This window comes from Aquisalibacillus elongatus (genome assembly GCF_003843875.1).
In the GTDB taxonomy this organism is placed as follows: domain Bacteria; phylum Bacillota; class Bacilli; order Bacillales; family Alkalibacillaceae; genus Aquisalibacillus; species Aquisalibacillus elongatus.
Window position 1 is genome coordinate 460,663 of record NZ_RKRF01000008.1, and the last position, 14,032, is coordinate 474,694.

The following is a 14,032-nucleotide window of genomic DNA, read 5'->3' on the forward strand; positions in this document are numbered from 1 at the left end:
GTATAATCAAAATTAAGAAAAATAATTTCATTGAATTTTTCTAATTTACTTCAAGGAAGGAGTTACCAGATGCAAATTGGATTAGTTGGTCTTGGGAAAATGGGATATAATTTAGCACTTAATCTCATGGACCATGGACACCAAGTTATAGCAAATGATGTGAATAAAGACCAAGTCCAAGGTATTGCTGAAGAAGGAGCAACTCCTGCTTACAGTTTGGACGAGCTGGTAAATCAGCTAGAAACCCCAAGAACTGTTTGGGTAATGGTCCCAGCTGGGCACGTTACCGAGCAAGTTGTAAAGGATCTAGGTGAAGTGTTAGGTGAAGGGGATCGAATCATAGATGGTGGTAACTCCAACTATAAAGAAAGCCTTCGTCTAAGTGAGCATCTACAAGAAAAAGGGATTTACTTTTTCGATTGTGGAACTAGCGGTGGAACAGATGGTGCACGACATGGTGCCAATTACATGATCGGTGGGGAAGAGAAGGAATTCAGAAAAATTGAAACGTTATTTGAAGACACCGCTGTTGAAAACGGTTACCTTTACACAGGTAAAAATGGTAGTGGCCATTTTCTAAAAATGGTGCATAACGGCATTGAATATGGCATGATGCAAGCTATTGCAGAAGGATTTGAAATCTTAGAAAAAAGCCCTTTTGACTATGATTATGAAGCTGTATCGAAAGTATGGAATAATGGGTCTGTTATTCGATCATGGTTAATTGAATTAATGCAGAATGCGTTTTCGAAAGACGGCGATTTAGAATCTATTCGTGGGGTCATGAACTCTTCAGGAGAAGGGAAATGGACAGTTGAAAGCGCTATTGAATTTGAAATGGCTGCACCAGTAATCGCAATGTCGTTAATGATGAGATATCGTTCTCAAGAGGATGATACATTCTCTGGTAAGGTTGTTGCCGCTTTACGTAATGAGTTTGGCGGACATTCAGTCGTGAAAAAAGATTAAATTTTAATTAAATAAAAAGGAGAGTTCTATTATGAGAAAGTTATTTTCATTACTTGCTGTATCTCTTTTAGCATTAGTATTAGTAGCTTGTGGTGGTAGCGATGATGGAGATCAAAATGGTGAAAATGAAAGCGCTTCAGACGGTGACGGGAAGACAATTCGCGCAGGTATTGGATTAAACCAAGACCATCCTCAGTATAAAGGTTTATTGAAGTTTAAAGAGATTGTAGAAGAGGAAACAGATGGCGAAATCACAGTTGAAACATATCATAGTGGTCAACTTGGTGATGACCGCTCAATGACAGAAGCACTTCAACTTGGTAACCAGGAGGTAACTGTTCCTTCTACAGCGCCAATTGCGAACTTTGTTCCTGAATTCAGCGTGTTCGATATTCCGTTTTTATTCCCAAGTGAAGATGTAGCTGACGAAGTGCTGCAAGGAGAAGTAGCGCAAGGTCTATTAGACAAATTAGAAGAGGAAGACTTAGTAGGTCTTGCTTATTGGGAAAATGGTTTCCGTGATCTAACGAATAGTGAACGTCCTGTTGAATCAATTGAAGATTTCGAAGGATTAGATATCCGTACCATGGAAAACGATTTACACCTAGAAGCGTTCAAGGCATTAGGTGCAAACCCAACTCCAATGGCATTTACGGAGTTATTCACTGCTATGCAACAAGGTACTGTTGATGGACAAGAAAACCCGTATGCAACTATTTATTTAGAAAACTTCTATGAAGTTCAAGATTACGTTTCTAATACTCACCATGTGTATAGCCCATTCGTATTCTTAATGGGTAAACAGTTCTACGATGGTCTAACTGAAGAACAACAACAAATTGTAAGTGATGCAGCTAAAGAAGCAGGACAACATCAAATCAAGTTAAATCGTGAAGCAAACGCGACTTATTTAGAAAACTTACAAGAAGAAGGTATGGAGTATACTGAAATCTCAGATGAGAACCGTCAAGAAATGGTTGATGCTGTTCAACCAGTAATTGAAGACTTCAAAGATCAAATTGGTCCAGATGTCGTTGACGGTATTATGGAAGCAGTAGAAAAAGCGCAAGCTGAATAATTACAATATTCCCCACACCCTTTAAATTCAAAACTCTTGCTGCCGTTTAGGTGGCAAGAGTTTTGCCTTATGTGAGTGTGAAAATTGGGGAAAGTTGGTAGGTATTGAGGTGAAGTCATGTTTTTGCTAAAGAAGATTGAACAACACATTGAAGAATGGCTTTTAGTGATTATTGGTAGTGTGATGACAACCGTCATTTTTCTACAAGTTGTCATGCGTGAAATGGGAAGTTCACTATCATGGTCTGAAGAATTAGGACGTTATTGTTTTATTTGGTTAGTATATATCGGTATTAGTTATGGTGTTAAGAAACAACGCCATATTAAAGTAGATGTCATATTGTTCTTATTAAAAGGTAAATGGAAAGTTTTATTATCCTTGTTTGCTAATTTACTTTTCTTAATATTTGCCGTTTTAGTGGTTTATTACGGTAGTGATATTTCGTCTAATCTACTAAGATTGGGACAAAAATCTCCCGCCTTACAAGTTGAAATGGGACTCGTCTATTTAGCTGCTCCAATAGGCATGGGTTTAACCGTAATTCGCTTGATCCAAAACATGTATCGTCAGATTCTAATGTTAATTGGAAAAAAGGAAATGGATGTTGCAGATGAAAGAGAGAGAGTATTAGAAGAAAAGGAGGAAGTCACAGATGACAGTAACGGTACTGTTCGGTAGTTTTGCTTTACTATTACTTATAAGTGTTCCTATTGGAATTGCATTGGGTATTGCCACGTTACTAACGATTGTCTATTCAGAGTCTGTGCCAATCTCCTTTTTAATGACGGAGTTAGTAACCTCTCTTGATTCGTTCCCAATTATGGCCGTTCCATTCTTTATCCTTGCCGGTGAGATTATGGGTAAAGGCGGTATTTCTGAACGACTGTTTAATTTTGCTAATGCCTTAGTCGGAAGCAAAACGGGTGGATTTGCAATCGCAACGATTATAACGTGTATGTTCTTTGCGGCGATTTCTGGTTCTGGACCAGCGACCGTGGCGGCAATTGGGTCGATTATGATTCCTGCTATGGTGCGTAAAGGTTACGGAAAGGCCTTTGCTACGGCAACAGTAGCTGCTGCAGGTTCTATTGGTGTGATTATACCACCAAGTATTCCGATGGTTATCTATGGGGTAACAGGTGGTGCTTCCGTAGGAGATATGTTTATTGCAGGAATTATTCCGGGTATACTTGTTGGTCTTGGTTTAATGACATGGGCTTATATACACTCTAAGAAAATGGGTTATAAAGGTACACTTGAAAAAATAACAATGAAACATATTTTGCAAACATTTTGGGATGCAAAATGGGCTATGGTTATTCCAGTCATTATTTTAGGTGGAATTTACGGTGGTAAATTTACGCCAACAGAAGCGGCAGTCGTGGCTGTGTTTTATGGACTTGTCGTTGGTTTATTCTTACACCGTGAATTAAAGATCAAACATTTACCGAAATTAATTGCTGATTCAGCGCTAACGACGGCAACTGTTTTAATTATTGTAGGAACAGCCAATGCTTTTGGTAAGTATTTAACGATTGAACAAATTCCTAACCAAATCGCAGAATGGATGTTAGGTTTAACCGAAAATAAAATTATTCTTATTCTATTAATCACAGCTCTATTATTACTAGTCGGCTGTTTTATGGATACGATTGCTGCCATTATTATCTTAACACCAATTTTATTACCGATCGCTTTGAATATTGGTTATGACCCAATTCACTTCGGTATTATCATGGTTGTTAGTTTAGCAATTGGATTTATTACACCGCCATTGGGAGTCAATTTGTTTGTGAGTTCGGGGATTTCTGGGTTATCGATTGAGAGGATTTCTAAAGCGGTCATCCCATTTTTCTTTGCGATGATTTTCTCATTATTAATGATTGTTTTCATCCCAGAATTGTCAACTTGGTTGGTCTCATTAGGTGATTAGTAAAAGTTGCTGACAGGCTTTTTTAGTTCTGTCAGCTATCTTTTTTTAATTTGTTTTTTGGAAGGAGACGGCTAATGGAAAAGTCAAAAAACCTAGAAATGTTGAAACAGACAGGTATGATCGCTGTATTAAGGCGTGTACCTAAAGAGCGCTTATTTCCTTTAGTTGATACGTTAATCTCATCAGGCGTTAATGTTCTAGAGTTAACGGTGGATAGTGAAGATGCATTTAAATCAATCCAACAATTAAATAAGCAGTACGGAGACCGTGCTTTAGTTGGTGCTGGAACTGTTGTTTCAATCGACGAAGCTCAACAAGCATTAGAGGCAGGTTCTAAATTTATTTTTTCACCTTCATATAATGAAGAAGTGGTCAGGCTAACGAATCAATCTAACGCCATATCAATACCCGGTGTTTTAACGCCAACTGAAATCGTTCAAGCCCACCATACTGGTGCGGATGCGGTGAAAATTTTCCCGGCGTCTGCAGTTGGACCAAGTTACTTAAAGGATTTAAAAGGGCCTTTAGGTCATATCCCAATGATTCCAACTGGTGGTGTCGATATTGAGAATACGGCAGCGTATATTAAAAATGGTGCAGTTGCTGTAGGTGTTGGAGGATCGCTTATTGACCGTGAGGCTATCCAGCAGTCGGATATGGAAAAAATTAAAGAGAAAGCAAGTGCCTTTCTTAGTGAAATTCGCAATGGAAGAGGTGTTGAATAATGAAAATTACAAAGCTAACCACCTACGTTGTACCACCTAGGTGGTTGTTTTTGAAAGTTGAAACGGATGAAGGGATTGTCGGCTGGGGAGAGCCTGTTATTGAAGGACGGGCTGAGACGGTTAAAGCTGCGGTTCATGAACTTGAAGACTATCTCGTAGGGAAAAATCCATTACACATCGAAGATCACTGGAATGTCATGTATCGAGGTGGCTTTTATCGAGGTGGCCCCATTCATATGAGTGCAATTGCCGGTATTGATCAGGCATTATGGGATATTAAAGGCAAGTATTATGATGCACCTGTCTATGAATTAATGGGTGGCGCTTGTCGCGAATCGATTAAAGTGTATTCTTGGATAGGAGGCGACAGACCATCAGATGTTGGACAAGCTGCGAAAGAAGTAGTAGATAAAGGCTTTCATGCAGTTAAGATGAATGGAACGGAAGAACTTCAGTATATTGACACGTATGCAAAACTTGATCAAGTTTTAGAACGTGTGGCAGCAGTAAGAGAAGCGGTTGGTAATCATATCGGCATTGGCATTGACTTTCATGGGCGCGTTCACAAACCAATGGCCAAAATATTAGCTAAAGAATTAGAGCCGTATCGGTTAATGTTTATTGAGGAGCCGGTATTGCCTGAACATAATGAAGCGTTACGCGATATCGCATCTCACACAGCTACGCCAATCGCAACTGGGGAGAGAATGTATAGCAGGTGGGATTTCAAGCCACTATTTGAAGATGGTTATGTGGACATTATTCAACCTGACTTATCCCATGCTGGCGGTATTACAGAAGTGAAAAAGATTGCCAGTATGGCAGAGTCTTATGATGTCGGCTTAGCTCCTCATTGCCCATTAGGACCCATTGCTTTAGCTGCTTGCCTGCAAGTAGATGCAACGAGTCATAATGCATTTATTCAAGAACAATCTTTAGGCATTCATTACAATAAAGGAAACGATTTACTAGATTATATAAATGATCGATCTGTCTTTGAATACCAAAACGGACATGTTTCACTTCCGAAAAATCCAGGGCTAGGTATTTCAATTAATGAAGAATATGTAGAGGAGATGGCTCAAAAAGGACATCGTTGGAGAAACCCAGTTTGGAGACATCAAGACGGAACAGTTGCGGAGTGGTAAGTTAAAATGGGCGTATTTTTACAAACAGTCCTACCAGTTATTTCAATATTTTTTATAGGTTATATTTTGCAAAAGTGGCTTAAACTAGATGTCAAATCAGTTTCTTCTGTCGCGCTTTATGTCATGTTACCGTGTTTAGTGTTTCAGACCTTCTATGAATCAGAACTAAATGAACAATACATTAAGATGGTAGTTTTTTCGGCTATTTTATTATTGGCCATTATTATGATTAATAAGATTTTGAAATGGATCTTAAAGTTAGATTTAACAGATGAGAGTAGTTTAGTTTTAGGGACGGCTTTTATGAATGCGGGTAACTATGGTGCACCGATTATATTATTTGCATTTGGTGAAGAAGGCTTTGTTTATTCCGTTTCTTTTTTAGTTCTACAAGCCATTATTATGAACTTCTTTGGAGTTTATTATGCAGCGAGAGGGACTAAAGGCGGTATGGTCAAAGCGGTTTACTCCGTATTGAAAATGCCACCGACATATGCGTTGATGATTGTTATGTTTGTAAAATTCTTTGATATTCGTATGCCAGACGCCGTCATGTCACCGGTTGATTTGTTAGCATCAGCATTAGTGCCGATGGTTATGGTGGTGTTAGGGATGCAACTAGCTAACATCAAATTTGAAAAACTAGAATGGTGGAAAGTATCTTATGCTACCGTTGTACGTTTATTTTTATCTCCACTTATAGCCTTTATCATTGTATCATTTATAGATATGGAGCCATTATTAGCCAAGGTTCTTATTGTCTCGTCTGCCATGCCATCAGCTGCAACGACAACGATGTATGCTGTCGAATTTAATACAAAACCAGACCTAGTTTCTAGTATTACATTAGTCACAACTATTATGAGTGTGTTCACGATATCTGTTTTATTATTAATTGTTTAAAAGGAGGTTTTTAAAATGTCTAATCAAGTGAGTAAAACAATTCGGATTCAACTGGATGATGCTCAAACGATTATGGAATTAAGTCAGCTTATTCAAAAGTATGACGCTGAAATTTTTCTTCAAAAAAATGTGCATGGCAGCATGATGGAGGCAAATCTGAAAAGTATATTAGGTTTAGTTAATTTACAATTACAAGGTGATGATCAAGTTAAAGTCATTTGTGAAGGTCCAGATGCAGATTCCGCTTTACAAGCTATTGAACATTTCTTGAATGCAAATTAAGTGCTCTGAATTGTTGTTTGAATGCTCACAATTACAATTTAACAGCTCAAGAGGCCAAAATCAGAACTCAAAATATCATCGAAATTCAAAAGATAACCCCCAAATTATGGAATTATCCACAATCTGGGGGTTAAGTTTCCTCGAATTGATCGGTAATCAACATATAGCCTGGGGCATGGCTGATGAACTTTGGCAGTCTGGCGTTTTGTAAGACGTTTTGTGGTGTGACGCCGCATGCCCAAAATACAGGGATTCGATCATCATCCATATCAACCGGTTCCCCGTAATCTGGTTGGTTTAAATCATCAATTCCAATTTCCTTAGGATCACCAATATGAACGGGTGAACCGTGTGATGTTTCGAATCGGCTTGTAATTTTAACGGCGTGATCGACTTCTTCTGGCTTTAGGGGTCTCATGCTGACGACCATATTGCCTGAAAAAGGGCCTGCTGGGTGGCAGGGGATATTCGTTCGATACATTGGGATAACGCTACCTTGTTCCTGATGTAATAATTGAATGCCTTTTTCGGTCAGTGCTTTTTCAAACGTAAAGCTACAACCGATTAAGAATGTTACATACCGCTCGTTCCATTCCTCTGCAATATTAAAGACTTCCCTAGAAAATTCTCCGTTTTGATAAACTCTATACTTAGGTAAATCACTTCGAATATCTGCACCAATGGCAATTGAGGGTTCCACCTGGCCAGGTTCCAAAACATCGATGACGGGACAGGACTTTGGATTCCGAAAACAAAAGAGTAAAAAGTCGAACGCATACTCATAAGGTAACGAGATTAAATTCGTTTGTAAATAATTGGGACACATGTTGCTCGTGGTCCCAACGTGTTCATTGTTTCGGAAAAGTTCTCTCATGTCTTTAGGACTTTTCATTGTGTAACACCTCTAGTTAGTTAAATAACTCGACAGGGAACAAAATAACATCCGGTAAATAAGTGACGACTAATAACACAACGATTAAAATAGCGACCTGTGGTATTAAAAACTTAAACATTTTCGGCACGCTAATCTCAGCAATCGATGATGTGACAAATAAGCACACACCGAGTGGTGGCGTGACCATACCGATCGTTAAGTTGACAGCTAAAATAATCCCAAAGTGAAGCGGGTCCACACCGACTTGCTCGACTAATGGCAGTAAGAGTGGGGTGAAGATCGACACTGCACTGATCGTATCAATAAACGTACCTGCTAATAGTAAGATGACGTTAATTAATAATAGTAATAAAATCGGGTTGTCTGCAACGATGCCTAGAGCATCAATAAGTTGGTTCGGTATTTGGTTAAAGGATAAGAACCAAATAAATAAGGATGCACCACCGATTAAAAATACAATTGCTGCTGATGTTTTAGCTGTTTGTAATAAAATAGGTTTAAAGTCTTTGATCGAAATTTCTTTATAGACAAACATGCCGATAATAATCGCATACACAACCGCAATAACACCGGATTCAGTTGCGGTAAACACGCCTGAAACAATACCGCCAATAATAATGACTGGCATAATCAAAGCTAAAATGGCATCTTTAAATCCGTATAAAAGTTCACGAAAGGATGCGCGCGTTTCACTCGCACGATAATTGTGCTTTTTGCCAACAAAATAGCTGTAGACCATTAATCCAAGACCCATTAATAGACCAGGAATAACACCTGCGATAAATAAATCGCCAATGGACTGGTTGGCCATTACTCCGTATAAAATAAGCACGATACTAGGTGGAATAATCGGGCCGATCGTCGCGGCTGAAGCCACTAAGCTTGCTGAAAAACGGAGATCGTATCCGTCTTTTTTCATCTCTGGGATCATCATGCCGCCAATTGCTGCTGCGGCAGCTATTGCTGTGCCAGTTAATGCTGCAAAGAAAATACTAGATAGAATGACGACCATCGCAAGACCACCTGGCAAGGGACCTACGACCGTTTTCGAGAAGTTTATAAGGCGTTTTGAAATTCCGCCTTTCGTCATCAGTTCACCAGCTAAAATAAACAATGGAATGGCAACAAGTGTAAATTGGTCAATGCCATTAAATACATTACGTGGTACATTGATTAATAAATCTGGGTTACTCAGTAACATGCCTAATATGGAAACGAAAATTAAAGCAAAGGCAATCGGGATTCTGAGTAATATGAGCGCAAATAATAGAACAACAATCCAAATCATCTAAACACCTTCCTAACGTGGAAGTAAAACATTAAGATGGCACTGACAGGTAAAGCTAAGTACACATACGCTTTTTGGATGTCTAAAAATCCTAATGTTTGACCAGAATCTAAGTTGTTTTGAACGAGTTGGATGCCGTAATAAATAAGAAAGACGATGGTGAACCCAACTACTAAAAATTCAAGTACTTTTAAAACTTTTATCTTGATTCCACTTGCTTCTTCAAATAAATCAACCGTCAAGTGGCCGCTGTTATGAATGAGAAGAGCTGCTCCAAATAAAATACTGTATACGAATGAAATCATGAGCACTTCTTGCGACCAAGTTAATGGTTGTTGAATGACATAACGAAATAAAACCTGTAGGAAGGTTACGACAACAGTTGCTGTTAGCGTAAGTCCGACGATGATCTCCACGATTCGGTAGATCAAGGTATCTATTTTTTTAAGCAATAGAAACACCTCATTTCATAGAACAATTAAGGTTAAAAAAGACTAGCTCCTAGCTAGAGCTAAGTGTTTAGGAGCTAGTCTTGTTCAATTTTTTATCGTGCGTCTTCAATGCGGTTAATTAAGTCCTCTGGTACTCGGTCAGTTACCGCGTTTTTAACATCTTTAGTTGCTTCACGGAACGCTTCACGATTAGGTTCTGTAATCGTAACACCGTTGTCTTCTAGCTTTTGAATGATCTCGTCTTCTTTTTCAGCTAGCGTTTCTCTGTGGTAATCCGTAGTTTCTTCAACTGCTTCGTCAATTGCTTGTTGATGCTCTTCAGATAAATCGTCATATATACCTTGGTTCATAACGACGATGGCTGGTGAATACGTGTGCGATGTTAAGGCAACATAGTCCTGAACTTCGTAAAATTTCATTGAATCAATTGTTGGTAATGGGTTCTCCTGACCGTCAACGACGCCTTGGTCTAATGCTGAGTAAAGCTCGTTAAAGTCAACTGGAGTAGGTTCTGCTCCAAGTGCCGTCATGTGTTGTTCCCAAACGTCAGATGGTTGAACGCGGATTTCTAAACCTTCAACGTCTGCAGGTTCATTAATTTCGCTTTGATTATTCGTTAAATGTCTGAAACCAACTTCCCAATAACCTAAGCCTTTCATGCCATATTCTTCTGTTTTGCCTAGTAATTCTTGTCCAATGTCACCATCTAAAACGGAGTAAATGTGCTCTTCGTCTTCAAATAGGTAAGGGATACCAAATACGTTCATCTCTTCAACGGTATTAGAGAATGAGCTATCAGCAGCAACAGTTGTCATTTCAATGGAACCGTCCATTACCTGTTCAACTGCGTCAGCTTCACTTCCTAATGTTGCGTTACCATGAATTTCAATCGAGACTTCGCCATCTGTCTTTTCTTCAACTAGTTCTTTAAACTTCTCAGCGGCAATTTGATATTGGTGTGAATCAGAGCCAGAGTGTGCAAGTTTTAGAGAAACAGAGTCACCGCCTGATTCAGAATCACCACCGCCACATGCTGCTAAGATTAATAAGGATGCAGATACAACTAATAACAGTAATTTTTTCATTCTTAATCTCTCCTTTGATGTCGAATTATTTTTTGTAAAGGTTTGGGACGCGACTGTCGAAGATCGGAACGTCTTTTCGGACTTGATCGACTTTCTCTAAATCAAGTGACAGGCTTAAGACTTCCTGCTTGTCATTACTTCCTTCTGACAAAATGTCCCCCCAAGGATCGACCACCATGGAATTACCGCTGAATTCCTGGCCATCATATTCGCCGATTCGATTGCTTGAAACAACATACATTTGGTTCTCAATCGCTCGTGCGACTTGCAAGCTTCTCCAGTGGTTTCTTCTAGCTGATGGCCACTCGGCTACGACGCATAGGACTTGTGCACCTTCTAACGCCAGAGGTCGGATAAGTTCTGGGAATCTCAGGTCGTAGCAAATGATTAATCCAAACTTTAGCCCATCCAGTTCGAAAACTTCTGTTGGTTTCTCACCCCCTGTAAGATACTGTGGCTCATTTAACATTGGGACTAAATGTGCTTTGTCATATTCATAAACGAGCTTTCCGTTTCGATCAACAACGAGGGCAGAGTTATAAATGCCACCGTTTTTCTTATTGGCAACCGAACCACCGATGATATTGACGTTGTATTTCGTCGCTTGTTCTTTTAAGAAATCAATGGAAGGTTGTCCATTTTCATCTGCAATGTCGTTTAATTCGGGTAAGGTATATGCCGTTGTCCACATTTCGGGTAAAACAACGGTATCAGGGTTGTTTTCTTTTATATCTTTTTCTAGCCATTCGGCTACTCTCTCTCTATTGGCTTTAGGATCTCCATGGATAACATCCATTTGATAGATGGAAAATTTCATTTATTCATCACCTGTGATTTGATTAATAGTATAGGTTGCTACTATCGTTTTATTTAAAATAGGGTCATTTAAACGCATCTTAAAACCTTCTCCGAATTTAAAGCCGTCTAGCAGTGGAACGGTTCCAGCAAATACAATTGAGTTTTCAAAGGGAACTTCATGATCTTCAAGGTATTTGACGATTTCTTCATATGGAATAATCGCTGAGATTTCATGTTGTTGATACGAAACCCACTCGCCGTTTATAAGAATTTCTGATGAAAGCTCGAGTTGATCCCAGTGATCTTTGACATCAGATAATGTCCAAGCTTCACTTGCAAAAGGCTTATCACACACTTGCTTGGATTTATTAATATCAACGGTTTCTAAACCTCGGTCAGTGTGGTCACTGCCAACCGTTATATACGTTTCATCATTACCGAAAAGAAGGACGATTTCAGCTTCGCCACTCGTTTTTCCACCGATGACATCCATTTGACCCAATTGGTTCAAACTCGTGAGTCGAATTGGATATAGAGCAGGGACTTCACTCGGTTCTGGAATGCCGATTTCTTTTAGTTCCTTAATATGTTCTAATGTTTTTTCTTTGTTTCGTCCGGTGTAACCGATGCAATAAACATGGGCAATGTCTAATGGGGTTTGGACGCCGTTGATGTCTAGATTAAAAGTTAATGTTGTCAAAGTATTCCCTCCAGATGTAGTTCTTATTGCTTTATATTATTGACAATTACTTCAGTATTACTTAAATGAAAGAGTAATTTATTAACGGCAAGCTCTTCGTCATGTTCTTTTAAAGCATCGATAATCGCGCGATGCTCTTCAATAACTTCTTCCATACGACCTTTTTTCATTAAGGCTTCATGACCGATGACACGTGTTAGGTTGTAAAGGTCTAAGAAGATTTTTTTGAACATGTTTTGTTCCGCAAATTCTAGTAAGGTTTTGTGAAACATCTGATCGAGCTCAATGTTACGAACACGGTCGTTTTGTTTAGCCGCATCTTCTTGCTCAATTAAAATTTCTTCTAGTTCATGGATTTGGTCATCCCTGATAGAGGAGGCGAGCTTGCGGATGCATTCTTGTTCCATTGATTTTCTTAAGTAAATAATTTGTTCTTTTTCATTATCTGAAATTTGACGTATCTTAAAGCCTTTGCGCTGAACGTGGACGAGTAATCCTTCTTTAGTCAGCTCAGCTAAGCTTTCACGTATAGGTGTTCTTGATACGTTAAAGGTTTCGGATAACGAGATTTCAGTTAGTAATTCATCAGGAGAAATAGCGCCGTGTAGTATTGCGTTTTTTAGTTCATCGTAGACGAGTTCTTTGGATGTTTTTTTCTTTTGAATGGGTTTTAATTTGAAATCACTCAATTTAAATTCTCCTTAAATGTATGATGTATACATTATACACTATAGAATGTAAACGCTTTATTGTCAAACAACTTTTAAAATTTTTTAAAGCTCGTTCTGTTCATTGCAATTAGCGGGTCGTCATATTATGATTTAAGAATTAGTAATTTATGTTTATGGAAAGTGAACACTAAAAGGTTGGTGAAAAGATGGGGATCTTTCTTGAAGTGGTTTTGCCGATCATCAGCGTGTTTGTTATAGGGTATGTAATTCAAAAGTGGCGTCATTTAGACGTTAAAACAGCTTCAGCAATGACCATTTATATCTTCATTCCGTTTCTAGTATTTGAAGCTTTTTATAATGAAGAGTTTAGTGGAGCTTTTACGAACATTGTTATTAGCTGTTTTGCGTTATTATTTGGTACCATTTTAATTATAAAAATTTTGGCGGTCGTATTAAAATGGGACCGCGGTGAAGAAAGTGGCATGATTTTATCCTCAGCGTTTATGAATGCAGGGAATTATGGTGCACCTGTCATTTTATTTACGTTCGGTGAAGAAGCTTTTACATATGCGATTGTATTTATGTCGATTCAAACCATTATTATGAATGTGTTCGGCGTTTATTATGCGTCGCGTGGTGGTTACGAATTTCGGTATGCGGTATATGCAGTGCTTAAGATGCCAGCAACATATGCGATTATTTTAGGGATTGCGCTTAATTTACTTGAGGTTGAACTGCATAGTAGTTTAACGGAAATGGTTAATTTCATGTCGGCTGTCGCATTGCCACTCATGATGGTTGGTTTGGGCATGCAACTTGCGAATATCTCCTTTAAGGAGTTTGAAACAGGTAAAGTCATGTTAGGCTCAGCTTTGAAACTGATTGTCATGCCAGTGATTGCCGTTGGACTCGTTGCATTGCTACCAGTGTCTGATTTATTAGGAAAAGTAATCATCATTCAGGCTGCGATGCCTGCTGCTGCGACGACAACGATGTTCGCTCTTGAGTTTAAAGCAAGGCCTGACTTAGTATCGAGTGTGACACTCATGACGACGGTACTTAGTGTCATCACGATATCCGTTTTACTCATATTTTTGGTATAATC

General features: G+C 38.8%; 16 protein-coding genes. 9 read left to right on the plus strand and 7 right to left on the minus strand.

Annotated features, from left to right (window positions below; all coding sequences use genetic code 11):
• Positions 1 to 69: 69 nt before the first annotated feature.
• From gnd to EDC24_RS07430, 8 genes are all read left to right on the plus strand, one after another.
• Positions 70 to 969: a phosphogluconate dehydrogenase (NAD(+)-dependent, decarboxylating) gene (gnd, locus tag EDC24_RS07395; protein WP_124221205.1), complete on the plus strand. Its 900-nt coding sequence runs from the start codon at positions 70 to 72 to the stop codon at positions 967 to 969.
• A gap of 31 nt (positions 970 to 1,000) precedes the next feature.
• Positions 1,001 to 2,047 carry a TRAP transporter substrate-binding protein gene (locus tag EDC24_RS07400; protein ID WP_124221207.1) on the plus strand — a complete coding sequence of 349 codons (1,047 nt, stop codon included), beginning with the start codon at positions 1,001 to 1,003 and terminating at the stop codon, positions 2,045 to 2,047.
• A 117-nt stretch (positions 2,048 to 2,164) separates the two neighbouring features.
• Positions 2,165 to 2,725, plus strand: coding sequence for a TRAP transporter small permease (locus EDC24_RS07405; RefSeq protein WP_124221209.1), 561 nt, complete (start codon positions 2,165 to 2,167; stop codon positions 2,723 to 2,725).
• Positions 2,700 to 3,980 (plus strand): TRAP transporter large permease, encoded by a 1,281-nt coding sequence (locus tag EDC24_RS07410; protein WP_124221211.1) that lies wholly within the window; start codon positions 2,700 to 2,702, stop codon positions 3,978 to 3,980. Before EDC24_RS07405 ends, EDC24_RS07410 begins: the two co-directional genes overlap by 26 nt.
• Before the next feature lie 74 nt (positions 3,981 to 4,054).
• Positions 4,055 to 4,705: a bifunctional 4-hydroxy-2-oxoglutarate aldolase/2-dehydro-3-deoxy-phosphogluconate aldolase gene (locus tag EDC24_RS07415; RefSeq protein ID WP_124221213.1), complete on the plus strand. Its 651-nt coding sequence runs from the start codon at positions 4,055 to 4,057 to the stop codon at positions 4,703 to 4,705.
• A complete protein-coding gene (gene dgoD, locus EDC24_RS07420; RefSeq protein WP_124221215.1) occupies positions 4,705 to 5,853 on the plus strand; it encodes a galactonate dehydratase in 1,149 nt (382 codons plus the stop codon). Before EDC24_RS07415 ends, dgoD begins: the two co-directional genes overlap by 1 nt.
• 6 nt (positions 5,854 to 5,859) lie before the next feature.
• Positions 5,860 to 6,756 carry an AEC family transporter gene (locus EDC24_RS07425; RefSeq protein WP_124221217.1) on the plus strand — a complete coding sequence of 299 codons (897 nt, stop codon included), beginning with the start codon at positions 5,860 to 5,862 and terminating at the stop codon, positions 6,754 to 6,756.
• Between the two features lie 15 nt (positions 6,757 to 6,771).
• The gene (locus tag EDC24_RS07430) at positions 6,772 to 7,038 is read left to right on the plus strand and encodes an HPr family phosphocarrier protein (RefSeq protein WP_124221219.1); all 267 of its coding nucleotides are present in this window, start codon (positions 6,772 to 6,774) and stop codon (positions 7,036 to 7,038) included.
• A 130-nt stretch (positions 7,039 to 7,168) separates the two neighbouring features.
• On the opposite strand, the gene EDC24_RS07435 is transcribed toward EDC24_RS07430, so the two are convergent.
• The 7 genes from EDC24_RS07435 to EDC24_RS07465 form a co-directional block, all read right to left on the minus strand.
• On the minus strand, positions 7,169 to 7,930 hold the full coding sequence (locus tag EDC24_RS07435) for a putative hydro-lyase (RefSeq protein WP_124221221.1): 762 nt from the start codon (positions 7,928 to 7,930) through the stop codon (positions 7,169 to 7,171).
• A gap of 16 nt (positions 7,931 to 7,946) precedes the next feature.
• A complete protein-coding gene (locus EDC24_RS07440; protein ID WP_124221223.1) occupies positions 7,947 to 9,221 on the minus strand; it encodes a TRAP transporter large permease in 1,275 nt (424 codons plus the stop codon).
• Positions 9,218 to 9,673 carry a TRAP transporter small permease gene (locus EDC24_RS07445; protein WP_170158506.1) on the minus strand — a complete coding sequence of 152 codons (456 nt, stop codon included), beginning with the start codon at positions 9,671 to 9,673 and terminating at the stop codon, positions 9,218 to 9,220. The genes EDC24_RS07440 and EDC24_RS07445 overlap by 4 nt, the downstream gene beginning before the upstream one ends.
• A gap of 92 nt (positions 9,674 to 9,765) precedes the next feature.
• A complete protein-coding gene (locus tag EDC24_RS07450; protein WP_124221227.1) occupies positions 9,766 to 10,758 on the minus strand; it encodes a TRAP transporter substrate-binding protein in 993 nt (330 codons plus the stop codon).
• Between the two features lie 25 nt (positions 10,759 to 10,783).
• Complete coding sequence (locus tag EDC24_RS07455; protein WP_124221229.1) at positions 10,784 to 11,575, minus strand: carbon-nitrogen family hydrolase; 792 nt, start codon at positions 11,573 to 11,575, stop codon at positions 10,784 to 10,786.
• A complete protein-coding gene (locus EDC24_RS07460; protein WP_124221231.1) occupies positions 11,576 to 12,256 on the minus strand; it encodes a DUF2848 family protein in 681 nt (226 codons plus the stop codon).
• A 23-nt stretch (positions 12,257 to 12,279) separates the two neighbouring features.
• Positions 12,280 to 12,945, minus strand: a complete 666-nt coding sequence (locus EDC24_RS07465; protein ID WP_124221233.1) for a GntR family transcriptional regulator — start codon at positions 12,943 to 12,945, stop codon at positions 12,280 to 12,282.
• 188 nt (positions 12,946 to 13,133) lie between these two features.
• Here EDC24_RS07465 and EDC24_RS07470 point away from each other — a divergent pair, with 188 nt between their 5' ends.
• Entirely contained in the window at positions 13,134 to 14,030 is an 897-nt protein-coding gene (locus EDC24_RS07470) for an AEC family transporter (RefSeq protein ID WP_124221235.1), read from the plus strand.
• Positions 14,031 to 14,032 lie beyond the last annotated feature (2 nt).

Coding starts and splice junctions, on each gene's coding strand:
- gnd (WP_124221205.1), top strand. CDS start 70: ATGCAAATTGGATTAGTTGGTCTTGGGAAAATGGGATATAATTTAGCA.
- EDC24_RS07400 (WP_124221207.1), top strand. CDS start 1,001: ATGAGAAAGTTATTTTCATTACTTGCTGTATCTCTTTTAGCATTAGTA.
- EDC24_RS07405 (WP_124221209.1), top strand. CDS start 2,165: ATGTTTTTGCTAAAGAAGATTGAACAACACATTGAAGAATGGCTTTTA.
- EDC24_RS07410 (WP_124221211.1), top strand. CDS start 2,700: ATGACAGTAACGGTACTGTTCGGTAGTTTTGCTTTACTATTACTTATA.
- EDC24_RS07415 (WP_124221213.1), top strand. CDS start 4,055: ATGGAAAAGTCAAAAAACCTAGAAATGTTGAAACAGACAGGTATGATC.
- dgoD (WP_124221215.1), top strand. CDS start 4,705: ATGAAAATTACAAAGCTAACCACCTACGTTGTACCACCTAGGTGGTTG.
- EDC24_RS07425 (WP_124221217.1), top strand. CDS start 5,860: ATGGGCGTATTTTTACAAACAGTCCTACCAGTTATTTCAATATTTTTT.
- EDC24_RS07430 (WP_124221219.1), top strand. CDS start 6,772: ATGTCTAATCAAGTGAGTAAAACAATTCGGATTCAACTGGATGATGCT.
- EDC24_RS07435 (WP_124221221.1), bottom strand. CDS start 7,930: ATGAAAAGTCCTAAAGACATGAGAGAACTTTTCCGAAACAATGAACAC.
- EDC24_RS07440 (WP_124221223.1), bottom strand. CDS start 9,221: ATGATTTGGATTGTTGTTCTATTATTTGCGCTCATATTACTCAGAATC.
- EDC24_RS07450 (WP_124221227.1), bottom strand. CDS start 10,758: ATGAAAAAATTACTGTTATTAGTTGTATCTGCATCCTTATTAATCTTA.
- EDC24_RS07455 (WP_124221229.1), bottom strand. CDS start 11,575: ATGAAATTTTCCATCTATCAAATGGATGTTATCCATGGAGATCCTAAA.
- EDC24_RS07470 (WP_124221235.1), top strand. CDS start 13,134: ATGGGGATCTTTCTTGAAGTGGTTTTGCCGATCATCAGCGTGTTTGTT.